Source organism: Pseudomonas sp. 2725 (assembly GCF_050434585.1).
In the GTDB taxonomy this organism is placed as follows: Bacteria; Pseudomonadota; Gammaproteobacteria; order Pseudomonadales; family Pseudomonadaceae; genus Aquipseudomonas; species Aquipseudomonas jessenii.
In genome coordinates, this window is the sequence record NZ_JBNDIV010000002.1 from 19,509 (window position 1) to 35,593 (window position 16,085).

General features: G+C 59.2%; 17 protein-coding genes, 1 tRNA gene and 1 pseudogene. 15 read left to right on the forward strand and 4 right to left on the reverse strand.

Features of this window, described 5'->3' with window-relative positions; translation table 11 throughout:
* The first annotated feature begins 206 nt into the window (after positions 1-206).
* The 5 genes from ABIE16_RS04365 to ABIE16_RS04385 are packed head-to-tail and all read left to right on the forward strand — an operon-like array spanning position 207 to position 5,579.
* Positions 207-1,496 (forward strand): OprD family porin, encoded by a 1,290-nt coding sequence (locus ABIE16_RS04365; RefSeq protein WP_102672046.1) that lies wholly within the window; start codon positions 207-209, stop codon positions 1,494-1,496.
* A gap of 39 nt (positions 1,497-1,535) precedes the next feature.
* On the forward strand, positions 1,536-2,513 hold the full coding sequence (locus ABIE16_RS04370) for a Bug family tripartite tricarboxylate transporter substrate binding protein (protein WP_218495108.1): 978 nt from the start codon (positions 1,536-1,538) through the stop codon (positions 2,511-2,513).
* Between the two features lie 58 nt (positions 2,514-2,571).
* Complete coding sequence (locus ABIE16_RS04375) at positions 2,572-3,030, forward strand: tripartite tricarboxylate transporter TctB family protein (protein ID WP_429520619.1); 459 nt, start codon at positions 2,572-2,574, stop codon at positions 3,028-3,030.
* Between the two features lies 1 nt (position 3,031).
* On the forward strand, positions 3,032-4,546 hold the full coding sequence (locus tag ABIE16_RS04380) for a tripartite tricarboxylate transporter permease (protein WP_057716033.1): 1,515 nt from the start codon (positions 3,032-3,034) through the stop codon (positions 4,544-4,546).
* Complete coding sequence (locus ABIE16_RS04385) at positions 4,539-5,579, forward strand: AbrB family transcriptional regulator (RefSeq protein ID WP_429520620.1); 1,041 nt, start codon at positions 4,539-4,541, stop codon at positions 5,577-5,579. The genes ABIE16_RS04380 and ABIE16_RS04385 overlap by 8 nt, the downstream gene beginning before the upstream one ends.
* Before the next feature lie 102 nt (positions 5,580-5,681).
* Here the strand turns inward: ABIE16_RS04385 and ung are convergent, their stop codons facing one another.
* Positions 5,682-6,374 (reverse strand): uracil-DNA glycosylase, encoded by a 693-nt coding sequence (ung, locus tag ABIE16_RS04390; RefSeq protein WP_218495106.1) that lies wholly within the window; start codon positions 6,372-6,374, stop codon positions 5,682-5,684.
* A 132-nt stretch (positions 6,375-6,506) separates the two neighbouring features.
* Here ung and ABIE16_RS04395 point away from each other — a divergent pair, with 132 nt between their 5' ends.
* Complete coding sequence (locus ABIE16_RS04395; protein WP_218495105.1) at positions 6,507-7,619, forward strand: enoyl-CoA hydratase/isomerase family protein; 1,113 nt, start codon at positions 6,507-6,509, stop codon at positions 7,617-7,619.
* Between the two features lie 129 nt (positions 7,620-7,748).
* On the opposite strand, the gene ABIE16_RS04400 is transcribed toward ABIE16_RS04395, so the two are convergent.
* Together ABIE16_RS04400 and ABIE16_RS04405 are read right to left on the reverse strand one after the other, a co-directional pair.
* On the reverse strand, positions 7,749-8,201 hold the full coding sequence (locus ABIE16_RS04400; RefSeq protein WP_079246795.1) for a hypothetical protein: 453 nt from the start codon (positions 8,199-8,201) through the stop codon (positions 7,749-7,751).
* A gap of 167 nt (positions 8,202-8,368) precedes the next feature.
* A complete protein-coding gene (locus ABIE16_RS04405; protein WP_102672051.1) occupies positions 8,369-8,617 on the reverse strand; it encodes a hypothetical protein in 249 nt (82 codons plus the stop codon).
* A gap of 287 nt (positions 8,618-8,904) precedes the next feature.
* On the opposite strand from ABIE16_RS04405, the gene ABIE16_RS04410 reads away from it, so the two are divergent.
* From ABIE16_RS04410 to ABIE16_RS04450, 9 genes and pseudogenes are all read left to right on the forward strand, one after another.
* The gene (locus ABIE16_RS04410; RefSeq protein WP_429520621.1) at positions 8,905-10,398 is read left to right on the forward strand and encodes a sensor domain-containing diguanylate cyclase; all 1,494 of its coding nucleotides are present in this window, start codon (positions 8,905-8,907) and stop codon (positions 10,396-10,398) included.
* Positions 10,385-10,603: a cysteine-rich CWC family protein gene (locus ABIE16_RS04415; protein ID WP_008050697.1), complete on the forward strand. Its 219-nt coding sequence runs from the start codon at positions 10,385-10,387 to the stop codon at positions 10,601-10,603. The genes ABIE16_RS04410 and ABIE16_RS04415 overlap by 14 nt, the downstream gene beginning before the upstream one ends.
* A 34-nt stretch (positions 10,604-10,637) precedes the next feature.
* A complete protein-coding gene (locus tag ABIE16_RS04420) occupies positions 10,638-11,330 on the forward strand; it encodes a pseudouridine synthase (RefSeq protein WP_102672061.1) in 693 nt (230 codons plus the stop codon).
* 313 nt (positions 11,331-11,643) lie between these two features.
* Entirely contained in the window at positions 11,644-12,528 is an 885-nt protein-coding gene (locus tag ABIE16_RS04425; RefSeq protein ID WP_090453634.1) for an alpha/beta fold hydrolase, read from the forward strand.
* 181 nt (positions 12,529-12,709) lie between these two features.
* Positions 12,710-12,783 (forward strand) — tRNA-Gly (locus tag ABIE16_RS04430).
* 252 nt (positions 12,784-13,035) lie between these two features.
* The gene (locus ABIE16_RS04435; protein ID WP_218495101.1) at positions 13,036-13,338 is read left to right on the forward strand and encodes a type II toxin-antitoxin system HigB family toxin; all 303 of its coding nucleotides are present in this window, start codon (positions 13,036-13,038) and stop codon (positions 13,336-13,338) included.
* The gene (locus tag ABIE16_RS04440; RefSeq protein ID WP_007984691.1) at positions 13,338-13,697 is read left to right on the forward strand and encodes a helix-turn-helix domain-containing protein; all 360 of its coding nucleotides are present in this window, start codon (positions 13,338-13,340) and stop codon (positions 13,695-13,697) included. The genes ABIE16_RS04435 and ABIE16_RS04440 overlap by 1 nt, the downstream gene beginning before the upstream one ends.
* A gap of 486 nt (positions 13,698-14,183) precedes the next feature.
* Positions 14,184-14,453 carry a short-chain dehydrogenase gene (locus ABIE16_RS04445; RefSeq protein ID WP_429520622.1) on the forward strand — a complete coding sequence of 90 codons (270 nt, stop codon included), beginning with the start codon at positions 14,184-14,186 and terminating at the stop codon, positions 14,451-14,453.
* A 77-nt stretch (positions 14,454-14,530) separates the two neighbouring features.
* Positions 14,531-14,785, forward strand: a pseudogene (locus ABIE16_RS04450) (type II toxin-antitoxin system HicB family antitoxin); the annotation flags it as partial.
* Between the two features lie 370 nt (positions 14,786-15,155).
* Here ABIE16_RS04450 and tam read toward each other — a convergent pair.
* Complete coding sequence (gene tam, locus ABIE16_RS04455) at positions 15,156-15,926, reverse strand: trans-aconitate 2-methyltransferase (RefSeq protein ID WP_429520623.1); 771 nt, start codon at positions 15,924-15,926, stop codon at positions 15,156-15,158.
* Positions 15,927-16,085 lie beyond the last annotated feature (159 nt).

The following is a 16,085-nucleotide window of genomic DNA, read 5'->3' on the forward strand; positions in this document are numbered from 1 at the left end:
CCATTCTCTGGCGCGAAGTTTACAGCCGCAACCGCCGCTGTGAAGCCCGAAAACCGTGAAAGTAAGCTGAAAGGTTAGCGAAAGGTTAGCCCGTTACAGTCCAGCCACGGACAGTTTCGACTGCCGTCGCTGCAGCCACACAGCGATACGAAAAACGCCTCGAAGCGTTTTCGACAAATAAGAACAATAAACGGAGTAAGTCATCCATGCAGTCCCTGCAGACCCAGGCTATCGCGCCTGCCCGCCTCTCCCGTTTCAGCCACACTGCGCTTGCCAGCGCTGCCGCCCTTGCCGGCTTTTCGCCGTTGAGCCAGGCCGCATTCTTCGAAGACAGCTCGGCCACTTTCGAAACCCGCAACATGTACTTCAATCGCGACTTTCGCGACGGCACCAGCGCCCAACAGTCCAAGCGTGACGAGTGGGCCCAGGGGTTCATGCTCAATCTGAAATCAGGCTACACCGACGGCACCGTGGGGTTCGGTGTCGATGCGCTGGGCATGATGGGGGTCAAGCTCGATTCGAGCCCGGACCGTACCGGTACCGGCCTGCTGCCGACCGACGATGGGCGCGCCGTCGACGAATACTCCAAGCTCGGCCTGACCGGCAAAATGAAAATCTCCGCCAGCGAGCTGAAAGTCGGCACCCTGATCCCGGAACTGCCGATCCTCAAGCCCAATGACGGGCGCATCCTGCCGCAGACCTTCGAGGGCGGCATGCTGACATCCAAAGAGCTCAAGAACCTGACTTTCACCGGCGGGCGTCTGGATAAAGCCAAGGACCGTGACAGCACCGACTTCGAGGACATTGCCCTCAACAACAAGAACGGCCGTTTCGCTGGCACCGTGGCCGGCAAGCACTTTGATTTTGGCGGCCTGGACTACAAGCTCACCGACAAGATCACCGGCAGCTACCACTTCGCGCAACTCGATGAAGTCTACAACCAGCATTTCCTCGGTTTGATCGCTTCGCAGCCATTCGGCCCCGGCACTTTTGGTACCGACCTGCGGTTTGCCATCAGCGATGACCAGGGCGAGGCCCGCGGCGGCAAGATCGACAACAAGTCCCTCAACGGCCTGGTGAGTTACGCCTTGAGCGGCCACAAGTTCAGCGCGGGCTACCAGCACATGTCCGGCGACAGCGCATTCCCGTATGTGGATGGCGCCGACCCGTACCTGGTGAACTTCGTGCAGATCAACGACTTTGCCGGCGCCGAAGAACGCTCCTGGCAAGCGCGTTATGACTTCGACTTCGTCACCCTCGGCGTCCCCGGCCTGACCTTCATGAGCCGTTACGTGAGCGGTGACAACATCAAGCTCAAGAATGGTGACGAAGGCAAAGAGTGGGAACGCAACTCCGAGATTAAATATGTTGTACAAAGCGGCGCGCTCAAGGATGTCGCCGTGCGCCTGCGCAATGCCACCTACCGCTCTAACTACTCTGCTCGCGATGCCGATGAAGTGCGTCTGCTGGTGAGCTATAGCGTTGCCCTTTGGTAATTCAGTGCGTCCATAACAACAACTCCCAAGGAGACTTGAATGAACCTGTCAATGCGTAAAATTGCCCTCGCGGCCAGCGTACTGCTGTTTACCGGCCATGTGCTTGCCGAACCCAAACGCCCGGAATGCATCGCACCGGCCTCGCCCGGCGGCGGTTTCGACCTGACCTGCAAACTGGCGCAAAGCGCGCTGATCAACGAAAAACTGCTGACCAAACCGATGCGCGTGACCTACATGCCCGGCGGCGTTGGCGCAGTAGCCTACAACGCAGTGGTCGCCCAACGTCCGGCCGATGCTGGCACCCTGGTGGCCTGGTCCAGTGGTTCGCTGCTGAACCTGGCCCAGGGCAAGTTCGGTCGTTTCGATGAAAGCCACGTGCGCTGGCTGGCTGCCGTTGGCACCAGCTATGGCGCCATCGCGGTGAAAAGCGATTCGCCCTACAAGACCCTCGACGATCTGGTCCAGGCACTGAAGAAAGATCCGAGCAAAGTGGTGATCGGCTCCGGCGGCACCGTCGGCAGCCAGGACTGGATGCAAACCGCGCTGATCGCCAAGGCCGCCGGGATCAACCCCCGTGACCTGCGTTACGTTGCCCTCGAAGGTGGCGGCGAGATTGCTACCGCCCTGCTCGGCGGCCACATCCAGGTCGGCAGCACCGACATCTCCGACTCCATGCCGCACATCCAGAGCGGCGACATGCGCCTGCTGGCGGTGTTCTCCGACAAGCGCCTGGACGAGCCGGAAATGAAGGACATTCCGACAGCCCGCGAGCAAGGCTACGACATCGTCTGGCCGGTGGTTCGCGGCTTCTACCTCGGGCCAAAAGTCAGCGATGAAGACTATGCCTGGTGGAAGGACTCCTTCGACAAGCTGCTGGCCTCCCCCGAGTTCGCCAAGCTGCGCGACCAGCGTGAACTGTTCCCGTTCGCCATGACCGGCCCGGAACTGGACACCTACGTGAAGAAGCAGGTTGCGGACTACAAAGTGCTGGCCAAAGAGTTCGGCCTGATCCAGTGATCGCCTCTGTCTAGCGGCCGCGGCTCCGTTTGGCGGAGTCGCGGCACAGGAGTTCCCCATGCTCTTACAACGCATTTTTGCTTCGGTGCTGTTGCTGGCCTGCCTCAGCCTGGTGGCGATGGCCTGGCCGTACCAGGCACCTTTTTCCTACGAACCGATCGGCCCGCGAGCCTTCCCCCTGCTGATGCTGGGACTGATGGGCCTGGCGCTGGTGTACATGGTGTATCGCCCTTCGCCGATCAAGCACACCGAAGAAGAGCCACCGCTGGATCGCGAAACCCTGACCAAAATAGGTGTTTGCGTACTGTTGCTGCTGGTCTTCGCCGGGCTGTTCGAACCGCTGGGCTTCATTCTCAGCAGCATGCTGGTTGGCATACCGATGGCTCGCCTGTACGGCGGACGCTGGCTGCCGGGCGCGATAATCATCAGCCTGATGAGCGTCGGTCTGTACCTGCTGTTCGACAAAGTCATGGACGTGCCACTGCCTCTGGGCCTGCTCGACGTTCTGGAGAACTGATATGGATACGCTTGGTTATTTGAGTCACGGCTTCGGCGTCGCACTAACCCCTTACAACCTGGTGACCGCCCTCAGCGGCACGCTGATCGGCACCGTCGTCGGCCTGCTGCCGGGGCTGGGGCCGATCAACGGTGTGGCATTGCTGATCCCGATTGCGTTCGCACTGGGCCTGCCGCCGGAGTCGGCATTGATCCTGCTGGCGGCGGTGTATCTGGGTTGCGAATACGGCGGCCGGATCAGTTCGATCCTGCTGAACATTCCCGGCGAAGCCTCCACCGTGATGACGACCCTCGACGGCTACCCGATGGCCCGTCAAGGCCTGGCCGGTGTTGCCCTGTCGCTGTCGGCCTGGAGTTCGTTCATCGGCGCTTTCATTGCCACCTGCGGGATGGTGGTGTTCGCGCCGATACTGGCGAAATGGGCGATTGCCTTCGGCCCGGCGGAATACTTCGTGCTGATGGTGTTTGCGATTGTCTGTCTCGGCGGCATGGCCGGCGACCGCCCGCTCAAGACCTTCATCGCCGCGCTGATCGGGCTGTTTCTGTCGACGGTCGGCATTGATGCCAACAGCGGTGTGTACCGCTTCACCGGCGATAACATCCACCTCACCGACGGCATTCAATTCGTAGTGCTGGTGCTGGGCCTGTTCTCCATCAGTGAAATCCTGTTGCTGCTGGAAAAAACCCACCGTGGCCAGGAAGCCTTCCAGGCGACCGGGCGCATGCTGTTCAACTTCAAGGAAGCCGCTTCGGTGTTCTGGGTGAACATGCGTTGTGGCGTGCTCGGCTTCATCATGGGCGTACTGCCGGGTGCCGGAGCGACGCTGGCCAGTGCGGTGGCCTACATGACCGAGAAACGCATTGCCGGCCCAAGCGGCAAATTCGGCCAGGGCGACAAACGCGGTCTTGCGGCCCCGGAAACCGCCATCGGTGCCGAAGCCTGCGGCGCGTTGGTGCCGATGCTGACCCTCGGTGTTCCCGGCTCGGGCACCACGGCGGTGATGATCGGTGCGCTGTCGCTGTACAACATCACGCCCGGCCCCCTGCTGTTCCAACAGCAACCGGACATCGTCTGGGGCCTGATTGCGTCATTGTTTATCGCCAACATCATGCTGGTGATCCTCAATATCCCGATGATCCGCATCTTCACCAAAATCCTCGCCGTGCCGAACTGGGCGCTGGTGCCGATGATTGCGATCATCACCGCTATCGGCGTGTACGCGGTGCATGCCACCACCTTCGACCTGTTCCTGATGATCGGTATCGGCATCTTCGGCTACATCCTGCGCAAGCTCGACTTCCCGCTGTCGCCGGTGCTACTGGGTTTCATCCTTGGCGGCTTGATGGAGCAGAACCTGCGTCGGGCGTTGTCGATCTCCAACGGTTCGCTGGACATCCTCTGGTCGAGCGGCATCACCGTCGGTGTCTGGGGGTTGATCGTGGTCATGTTGCTGGTGCCGATTGTGCGTATCTGGCGTAAACGTTCAGTGGCGCAACGCGTTGTCGCCGATGTCTGATCGGTCCCCCTTCAAACTCTGGTGGGGAACCCCGCTGGTCGGCCTGCTGGGCGGTTATCTCGCCAGCCAGGTCGGCTGGCCTTTGCCGTGGATGGTCGGCTCGTTGCTGGCGATCATCCTCGTGCGCTGCCTGACACCCTGGCAATTGGCCGAAATCCCTGGCGGGCGCAAGTGCGGCCAGTGGATCGTCGGTATCGGCATTGGCCTGCACTTCACCCCGGTGGTGATGGAGCAGGTGCTGAGTCATTTCGGTTTGATTTTCTTTGGTGCGTTGATCACCAGCCTGTCCGCCGTGGTCGGCGTGTGGCTGATGCGCCGTACCGGAGAAGATCGCGCCACGGCGTTCTTTTCCAGCATGCCCGGCGGTTCCGGGGAGATGGTCAACCTCGGCGCCCGCAATGGTGCGGTGCTCAGCCGTGTGGCGGCGGGGCAGAGTTTGCGGGTGTTGGTGGTGGTGCTGTGCGTGCCGGCAGCCTTCAAGTATTTGTTGGGGGACGGTGCGCCGATTTCCCACGCTGGTAGCATCGATTGGCGCTGGCTGGCGGTATTGTTTCCCGCTGGCGCGTTGGCGGCCTGGATCTGGGAGCGCCTGCGTCAACCCAACCCCTGGCTGTTCGGGCCGCTGCTGGTCAGTGCGGCCGTCAGCATCGGCTGGGACCTGCACATCGGCTTGCCCGACGGCGGTAGCCAGATTGGCCAATGGTTGATCGGCAGCGGTCTGGGCTGTCACTTCAACCGGCAGTTTTTCCGGCGTGCGCCGTCGTTCATGGGGCGCACCCTGATCGGCACGGTGTTGACCATGCTGATCGCCACGGCGGCGGCATTGGGGTTGAGTGCGCTGACCCATCTGGATCTGCGCTCACTGACCTTGGGCATGATGCCCGGCGGGATTGCCGAGATGAGCCTGACAGCGGAAACCCTGCAACTGTCGGTGCCGCTGGTGACGGCGATGCAGGTGATGCGGCTGTTGTTTGTGTTGTTTCTGGCGGAGCCGTTGTTCAAGTACTGGAACCGCGATCCGGATTCAGTCTGATAGACCGAGTTGCCTTCATCGCGAGCAAGCTCGCTCCCACAGGGTTCGCGTGATCCTTGTGGGAGCGAGCTTGCTCGCGATGGGGCCCTCTTGCTCAGCCCATCAAACCGGCGGCAACCGCCACTCGATCGGCGTCTCGCCATTCTGTTCCAGAAATTTATTGGTCCGGCTGAAGTGCCCGCAACCGAGAAAGCCGCGATAGGCCGACAGCGGTGACGGATGCACCGAAGTCAACACCAGATGCTTGGTCGCATCGATCAGCTTCTGCTTGCTCTGGGCATGGGCGCCCCACAGCATGAAGACCAGGTGCGGTTGCTGTTGGCTGACCACTTCAATGATTCGATCCGTGAAAAACTGCCAGCCCTTGTCCTTGTGCGCATTGGCGTTGGCACGCTCCACGGTCATGGTGGTATTGAGCATCAACACGCCCTGCTCGGCCCAGCTTTGCAAGTAGCCATGGCTGGGAATGTCGATGTTCAGGTCGCGTTTGAGCTCTTTATAAATGTTCACCAGCGACGGCGGCGCCGGCACGCCCGGTTGCACCGAGAAGCACAGGCCATGGGCCTGGCCCGGGCCGTGATAAGGGTCCTGCCCGAGGATCACTACCTTGACCTTGTCCAGCGGCGTGGAATTGAGCGCGTTGAAAATCATCGGCCCCGGCGGATAGATCTCCTTACCGGCCGCCCGCTCCTGTTGCAGGAAGTTTCGCAACTCTGCCATGTAGGGCTGGTCGAATTCGGCACGCAGTGCCTCCTTCCAGCCCGGTTCGAGTTTGATACGGTCGTCAGCAGTCATGGTTACATCCGGCAAAAACAATGGGGCGAACCCTAGGAAAGCGCATCACGCTTGTCAATTGATCTGACGCAGATCCGGCACTTTCCCACACAGCGATCATACTTAACCCTCAAATTCCCGATCGAGGTCACGATGAATCTGCACTTCGAAGAACTCACCGGCACCGACGGCGCGCGCATCGGCATCGCCAGCCTGGATGCCGAAAAGTCCCTGAACGCCCTGTCCCTGCCGATGATCAACGCCCTGCGCGACCGAATGGGGGCCTGGGCCAAGGATCCGCAGATCGTCTGCGTTCTATTGCGCGGCAACGGTGCCAAGGCCTTTTGCGCCGGCGGCGAAGTGCGCAGCCTGGTGGAAGCCTGTCGCGTCCATCCGGGCGAAGTACCGCCACTGGCCGCGCAGTTCTTTGCGGCGGAATATCGCCTGGACTTCAAACTTCATACCTACCCGAAACCGCTGATCTGCTGGGGCCACGGCTATGTGCTCGGCGGTGGCATGGGACTGTTGCAAGGGGCAGGCATTCGCATCGTCACGCCGAGCAGCCGCTTGGCCATGCCGGAGATCAGCATCGGCCTGTACCCTGACGTTGGCGCCAGTTGGTTTCTGTCGCGCCTGCCCGGCAAGCTCGGGTTGTTCCTGGGCCTGACCGGTGCGCACATGAACGGCCGCGATGCCATCGACCTGGACCTGGCCGATCGTTTCCTGCTCGATGAGCAGCAGCCGGAATTGATCGAAGGCCTGTTGCAATTGAACTGGCAGGAACAGACACCCATGCAGCTCAACAGCCTGCTCAAGGCCTTGCAGCAGGAAGCCGCGGCGCAGATGCCCGAAGCCCAGTGGCTGCCGCGCCGCCAGCAGATCGACGAACTGCTGGATGTCAGCGACGTGCGTTGCGCCTGGAAGGCCATCAGCGCCTTGCGCGATCACACCGACCTGTTGCTGAGCCGCGCAGCCAGGACCCTGAGCGAAGGCGCTCCGCTGACCGCTCGTCTGGTGTGGGAGCAGATCATTCGTGCCCGACACCTGTCATTGGCCGAAGTCTTCCAGATGGAATACACCCTGAGCCTCAACTGCTGTCGGCATCCGGAATTCAGCGAAGGCGTACGTGCCCGGCTGATCGACAAGGACCAGAAGCCGCACTGGCACTGGCCGGACATCAACAACGTGCCGGACGCGGTGGTAGAGGCGCATTTTCACAAGGCTTGGGAAGGTCGGCATCCGCTGGCGGATTTGTCCGAATACTGAAAACTGCACACAACACTGTGGGAGCGGGCTTGCTCGCGAAAGCGTCATCTCAGCAACATTGATGTTGACTGACACTCCGCCTTCGCGAGCAAGCTCGCTCCCACATTCAGAGTTGTGTTTTGTACAAAGCTATCGGTGGCCGCCCCGCCCGCTGCGATAGCCTCGACCGTTTCCGCGATAGTCGTTGTTCCAGTTCCCGCGGTTACGGCCGTCCCAGCCATGGTTCTGATGCGTGCGGTAGTCGCCACGCGACGGCTGATAGTAACGAGGGGCCGACTGGTAATGGCGCGATGGTTGATACATCCGCGGCTGCGAGTAATAGCGCGACGGTTGATAGATCCGTGGCTGTGAGTAATAGCGCGGTGTCGGCTGGTAATACCGCGCTGGCGGCACGTAGTACCGGGGCGGCGGTGTGTAGTAACCGCCACCATTGGAGTAGTAGGAACTCCCCCCGGCGTAATAGGTTGGCGATGGCGAGGTATAGACCTCGGAACTGTAGTAACTGCCTCCTTCATCGTAATAAGGCACGCACCCACCAAGGGACAATCCCAACACAGCTAACAGAAGAATTCGACAGAGCATGGCGGCCTCCTGGACCGCGGGTAAGCCACACCAGCGACGCTGGCAGGCGACAGACAAATGTTCGGTGACTGTCGAAAGATCAGACACCGAATTCGGAATCTGGTGCGCCCTCGAAACAAGTGGAAACATCTGGCCGATGAAAGGTTTTTCATTCGTTCGCGCCCTGATTAACGGTGGCCACCTCGATGTCCACCGCCATGATGTCCGCCGCCGTGGCCACGGTAGTAACCATGCCCACCGTAGTAATAGGCGCGATAACCACCGTAATAACGCGGACCGTAGTAACCGTAGTAATAGGGCGAGTAGTAGCCGGGGTAGTAATAAGGTCCCCCGTAGACGTCGGCAGGACCGGCGTAGTAGTAGCAGCCAGACAATCCAAGACCCAGTACTGCACCTAACAATAATCGACGCAACATGGCGGCCTCCGTAAAGACCTGTAACAGCAGTCGGCACGCTCCGACTTACACCTGTTTTGACTGGCAATCCCCTGCCAAGTGCGACGTTGCACCCACCGTCTGATCAGCGGCGGACAGGTTCCAATGCGGTGCACACGAGCACCATCAAAGTGCCGCCTCATTCACGCTGGCGGCGGGCGTAACCCTTCGTGGAATGTGGGGACGACCATTCGCGGCACACATGGAGCAGCTATTTCCCCGCAGTGCCATTAGAATGCAACCATCGGATGACTGCCAATGGAACTGCCATGCCGCTTCGCTCGCCGCTGTACTCTCAACGTTCGTTGGTGCTCACGCTGGTCGCATTGCTGGGCGCAGGTTTCCTCGCCACCTCCTTCCTCAGTTACTACGCCTCCCGGGCCTCGATCCGCGACAACATCGTCAACACCGAACTGCCGCTGACATCGGATACGGTCTACTCGGAAATCCAGAAAGACCTCGTCAGGCCAATCCTGATTTCCTCGATGATGGCCCGCGACACCTTCATGCGCGACTGGGTGGTCAATGGTGAAAAGGACTCCGACCAGATGACCCGTTACCTCAACGAGGTCATGACCCACTACGGCGCCTACACCGCGTTCTTCGTCTCCAACACCAGCCTGACCTACTACCACGCCAAGGGTGTGCTCAAGCAGGTCAAGACCACCGAGCCCCGCGATGCCTGGTACTTTCGCGTGCGGGACATGAAGGATCCGTACGAGATCAACGTCGACCCGGATCTCGCCAACAAGGACAACCTGACCTTCTTCATCAACTACAAGGTCTACGACTACAACAGCCGATTCATCGGCGCGGCCGGGGTTGGCCTGACCGTCGACGCCGTGATCAAGCTGATCGACAAGTACCAGCAGCGTTATCAACGCAGTGTGTATTTCGTCGACAACTTCGGGCGCCTGGTACTCACCGGCGCCGAAGGGGGGCCGCAGGGCGCGCACATCGGGCAGAAACTCAGTGAACTCGACAGCATGAAAGACCTGGTCAGTCGGCTGCCCAAACCCCACAGCGGCAGCTATGAATACTCCGTGCAGGGCCAGGGGCATTTCCTCAACGTGCGGTTTATCCCGGAGCTGAACTGGTACCTGTTCGTCGACAAACGCGAAGACAGCGCCCTCGGTGAAATCCGCCAGTCGCTGTACCTCAACCTGCTGATCTGCCTGCTGGTCACCTTGATCGTGCTGGCCCTGCTCAACCGGGTGATCAAACGCTATCAGGACAAGATCCAGGCCCAGGCCATCCTCGACAGCCTGACCGCACTGCCCAACCGTCGCGGCTTCGACCTGCTGGCCGCGCAGGCCATGCACGAAGCCCGGCGCGAGCCCAAGCCGCTGACCGCTTTGCTGCTGGACCTGGACCACTTCAAGGCGCTGAACGACACCTACGGCCACCTGGCCGGCGACCAGGTACTGATCGGTTTCGCCCGGGATCTGGAAAGTTGCCTGCGGCACTCCGACATCGTCTGCCGCTGGGGTGGTGAAGAGTTCATCGTGCTGCTCAAGGACACCAACGGTAAGACCGGTCTGATGATTGCCGAGAAAATTCGTCAGCACGTGGAACAACAGCGCTATGCCTACAACAGTCAGGCCTTGCATGTGACCGTCAGCATCGGCCTCACCACCCAGCAGCCCGATGACACCTTGCACAGCCTGCTGTCACGGGCGGATCATGCGATGTATCGGGCCAAGCAAACTGGCCGTAACCGAACCTGCGCGGAAAAACCTCACTCCAGCTATGAACCAGCCTGACCTCTGCCCGGCCTGCGGTGCACCCAACGACTGCACCCTGGCCGATCCGCGAACCGCCGACCGCGCCTGCTGGTGCTACGGCGTCAGCATCGACCCGGCGGTGCTCCAGGCGCTGCCGGCGGAACTGCGCGACGCCTCGTGCCTGTGCCCGCGCTGCGCTGAAGTCGAGGCGCAGTTGCAAGCAGCGTCCGGGTCGATCAAGTAAGATGCGCGCCCCTGTCCTTACCGATCCTTAAGTCATGCGTGTCGACCGTTTCCTCAGCAACCTGCCGTGCTTCAACCGTAAGCAGGTGCGCTTGTTGCTGGTGGAAAAACGCGTCAGGGTTGACGGAAAAGTCGTCAGCGACCCGCACAGCGAAGTCCGCGAATTCAGCCGCGTCGAAGTCGACAACGAGGTGCTGCAAGTCGGTAAACCCCTGCGCCATTTCATGTTGCACAAGCCCGCCGGATGCGTCAGCGCCACCCGGGATCCGCAGCACCCGACCGTGCTCGATTTGATCCATGAACCGGACAAGGACGAACTGCACATCGCCGGACGCCTGGACTTCAACACCACCGGCCTGATGCTGATCACCAACGACGGCAGCTGGTCGCGGCGCCTGACCCAGCCGCAGACCAAACTGCCCAAGGTCTATTACGTCGAAACCGAGCAGGACATCGGCCCCGAGTACGCGATCAAATTCAACGAAGGGCTGTACTTCGCCTTCGAAGACCTCACCACGCAACCCGCCGGGCTAGAGCTGCTCGGGCCAAAATGCGCACGCCTGAGCATCGTCGAGGGCCGCTATCACCAGGTCAAGCGCATGTTCGGCCACTTCGACAACAAGGTGATGCGCCTGCATCGCGAACGCATGGGGTCGCTGGTACTCGACGACACCTTGAAACCGGGCGAATACCGCCCGCTGACCGACGAAGAGATCGGATCGATCTAAGCGCGCGACCGCTCAGCAGAAAGTTGTCGAACAATTTACCAACGGCACTTGCGCAATGATGTGACCCCTGCTTGAATCAGGACGTCGGCCGAAATGTGACCGACGAGTCACCCCATACTTCTAAGAAACTTTTTGCCGGTAGGAACCCAAGGGTTCCGGCCTCATCCGGCAGACTGCCCGCCAATAACAATACCCGTCGACCGGACTGCAATGGATCGACATGGGCCTCTCAAATTCCAGGCGTATGCCTACCTGTCACAAAGCTCGTGCAATCTCATTTGCGCGCATACCCGCTTGCCAGGAGTCTTATGACATGAGGCCAGAAATCGCTGTGCTGGATATACAGGGTCAGTATCGGGTTTACACGGAGTTCTATCGCGCAGACGCCGCAGAGAAGACCATTATCTTGGTCAACGGCTCGATGGCCACGACTGCGTCGTTTGCACAAACCGTGAAAAACCTCCATCCGCAGTTCAACGTCGTCTGCTACGACCAGCCCTACGCGGGCCGGTCAAAAGCCCACAACCTGCATGAAAAAATGCTCACCAAGGAAATCGAAGGGCAGATCCTGCTGGAGCTGATCGACCACTTCGCCGCCGAGCACGTGCTGTCGTTTTCCTGGGGCGGTGCCGCGACCATGATGGCATTGTCGCAACGGCCACGGCGCATCGAAAAAGCCGTGATCAGCTCGTTCTCCCCGGTGATCAACGCGCACATGCTCGACTACCTCGAGCGCGGCGTCGAACACCTCGGCAACCTGGACCGCGACCGGGTCGGGCACCTGGTGAACGACACCATCGGCAAACACCTGCCGTCGTTGTTCAAGCGCTTCAACTATCGCCACGTCAGCTCCCTGGCCGAACATGAGTACGGGCAGATGCACTTCCACATCAGCGACGTGCTGCACAGCGACCGTCAGTGCTACCTCCACGCGGCGAAGAAAATCGACGTGCCGGTGCTGTTCCTCAACGGCGAATGGGACGAATACACCGCCGCCGACGACGCCCGGTTGTTCGCCGGCCACGTGCAACACAGCACGTTCAGCACCATTCAGGCCACCGGCCACTTTCTCGACATGGAGCACAAAGCCGCCTGCCGAGACAGCCGCAACGCACTGATGGGCTTCCTGAAACCAGCGCAACTCGAAAGCCGACCGCGTTACCACAACGTCCAGGAACACCATGCATTGGCAGGCTGAAGTAGCGTCATCGCGAGCAAGCCCCGCCCTGCTGCGTTAAACGTATTGCGCAGGCGCGAGGCTTGCCCGCGATCGACCGTCATGCGGTCCGGGCTTTTTTGTCACATCTGCGTTAAACCCGCTCCACGTAAAGAAAAACTTCAAATCGCCGGCCGTATCTGGTACAAAGTCAGCGCTCTGAGCGGGTGTCGTATAATGGCATTACTCCAGCTTCCCAAGCTGATAACGAGGGTTCGATTCCCTTCACCCGCTCCAATCGAATTTTGATCTCACGTCAGGGTGGTTTTGACGGGGGATGCAGAGACAGAAAAAACCGGCCTTGATGGCCGGTTTTTTTGTGTCCGGGATTTGGATTAGCTTCTCCAAACTCTGAAAATTAGCGTTTTTGCGCAAGAACCGGGTTTTGTTAACGTTTTTCTTATCCCGATAAAGGATTTCTTCTACGGAGTCAGAGATTGCATCTCTTCGAAACGAAGACTACTATCTCCCAAAATGGGAGGAAGTGCAGTGCGTGTGATTGCAAAAGGGACATTGCGGGAGTTCTGGGAAAGTAGCCCGGCTTATGCTGACTCCGAAACACCACTGGTTGAATGGTATCGGCACATGGAGAAAGCCGTTTATGGCACGCCGCAAGAGGTTAAAGCGGAGCTGAGAACGGCCAGCATCCTCAAGGGTGGCAGGGTTGTATTCAACATCGGTGGCAACAAATACCGGGTAATCATGGCAATCGACTATCAGCGCCAGCTCGGTTTCATACGATTCGTTGGCACCCACACCCAGTACGATCAGATCAACGCGGAGACCGTGTGATGGACATTAAACCTATTCGCAATCAAGAAGACCTGACTGCTGCATTTGCACGGGTGGAACAATTGTGGGGAGCTGAAATTGGTTCGCCTGAAGGCGATGAGCTGGAAATTCTGGCGCTGCTCATCGAGAAATACGAAGACGAGCATTACCCGATGCCGCCCTCCGATCCGATTGAGGCAATTAAATTTCGCATGGACCAGCAAGGCCTGACCCCTCGCGATCTGGAACCCTTCATTGGTACGAGCGGAAGGGTATCTGAGGTGCTGAACCGCAAACGTAAATTGAGCCTGTCGATGATCAAGCGCCTGCACGACGGGTTGCGGATTCCTTACGAAAGCTTGCTGGCGGGTGTTGCCTGATGGCGTAGACCTCCCTCCAGATTTCAGCCTCAGTACAGGTTGTCTGACGGGAGATATGGAGAACAAAAAACCGGCCCAAGTGGCCGTTTTTTTGTGCGCGGGATTTGGTGATGCGTCTGCCAACGCTAGTACTAAGGGCCCACTTTTAAAGGCCCAACGGAGATCAACGCTCAAAAAAGCAACGTCCTACACGACACTGGGAAATGTCCGTACACTCGCGCATTGCTGTGCTTTTGCCACGAGGCCTATAGTCCGAGCGCGCCCAAATGGCGTATCGGGTTTGGCGACTCGATGACAAAGCATAGGAACCTCCGAGCAATCTCGGAGCGTTTCTGAACGCACTTGGCTACCTGTTTATGGTGGCTGTGCGTGGGAGACCTTTGGGTCTACCGGTTTGCCTTGTCCCGGTTCGCCAACCTGCGTACAGCTACCACCTTTTGTTTGGCGACACTGAGTGGTAGTTCACTTCAATTCAAGGAATCACTCATGAATGAATATATGGCTTTAACCAGCAACGCCGACGACCTCCCCTCCCTCTACGTCAACACCACCCAACCCCTGCATTTCCTGCTCAGCACCGCCAGCTACAGAATTCGCGCCGTGACGCAGCTTCTTGAAAACCTCGCGATGCGTGGCGACCTGACCTCCGACACCGTGGTCCTCAGCGACTTCGCATTGCTCTGCTGCGTGCCATTGCGCGATGGATGCGATGTGCTTGATGTAATCGCTCGACGCATGGATGTAGAACCTTCCTGACAGTCCACCCGGCGCCTTTCGGGGGCGCCCTTTGGGGTTCATAACCTCACCCGCTGTGTTCACGGAGGACCATGAACATGTTTTACCCGATTGCGATTTTCATGGACGACGACGAACATGCGTGGGGTGTGGAAGTCCCGGATGTGCCAGGTTGTTTTAGCGCCGGTGAAGATCTGGAAGATGCAATAGCCATGGTTCAACAAGCCATTGAGGGGTATTTCGAGATGCTCGCCGAGAACGGTGCACCCTTCCCCTCAGCCAGCAGCGTTACCCTGCACACATCTAATCCAAAGTACGCTGGCTGTACGTGGGCACTCGTGGAAATCGACGTGATCGAGTAACTGATTGGAGCCCCTGATATGACTCAAAACAGTGGGTTGGTGTTCAGCGCTGAATGTGACCCTGCCACCTGGACGCTCATATCTTTTGCGTATAGATCACCGCAAGCGAGTAAAGAAGCCGTAGAGCTGCGTTGAGCCCAGCAACAGTTCCCTTATTCTCCCGGCTCATCCTTCGCCTCGAGATCAACATGCACAATTCAGAGTTGGGAATCATGATCATTTCATTGATCGGGTTGTTCGGCTTTGCCTCCTTTGCCTTTGAGTACTTGAGTGCCCGGCGCTCAAAAAAGAACAAGCCACAGTGATTTTTCAAAATCGAAAAAAGGGGCAGATGACGCTCATCAACTGTCCCTGTTTTGCTTCAGCGGGTCGCGACGATAAACAGTCGCGGAAACGGCAACAGCACCGAACCATCGGCCATGGCCGGGTACGCCCGCTCGATAGCAGTCTGATATTGCTTCAGATACTGCGCCCGCTCCGCCTCGTCCAGCGGATCGAGAAACGGTCGCAAGCCACTGCCCTTGAACCACTCCACCACGCCAGATGCACCGCCTGCGAGCGGATGATGGTAAGTGGTGCGCCACACATCGACGCGGGTGCAACAGGCTTTCAAAATCGAATAGTAGCCACTGGCATCGGCCATTTCGGTCCTTTGCCCGGCGGCACCTGCCAGTTTGCCGACCCATGGGCCATCAGCGGCGACTTCACGCATCAAGCGGTGCGAGTGTTCATTCAGGTTGTCAGGCATCTGGACGGCCAGGCTGCCACCCGGCGCCAGTTTGCTCGCCAGCGACGGTAGCAACGTGGCGTGATCAGGCACCCACTGCAACACCGCGTTGGCGAAAATCACATCGAACGGGCCACTGTCATTCCAGGTGTCGATGTCGGCGATGTCGAATTGCACCTGCGGCAAGCGCTTGCGCGCGGCGTCGATCATGTCGCTGGAACTGTCCAGCCCACGCACCGTGGCATCGGCAAAGCGCTCGACCAGCAACTCGGTGGAGTTGCCGGGCCCGCAACCGATATCGATGGCCAAGCGCACGTCCCCGGCGGGGACAGCCGCCAGCAGGTCACGGGCGGGACGGGTGCGTTCATCTTCAAAAGCGACGTACTGTTTGGCGGACCAACTCATTGCGTTCTCCTGTCGGTACGTTGTCGTGATCTGGGCAGACCACCAGTTCGCTACGATACATCGGCCAATAGGCTCTGCTCTATTCCACCTTTGTTGCGAAAACTTCTGTGGGAGCGAGCTTGCTCGCGATGGCGATTGCACAGTCAACATCGTCGTCGA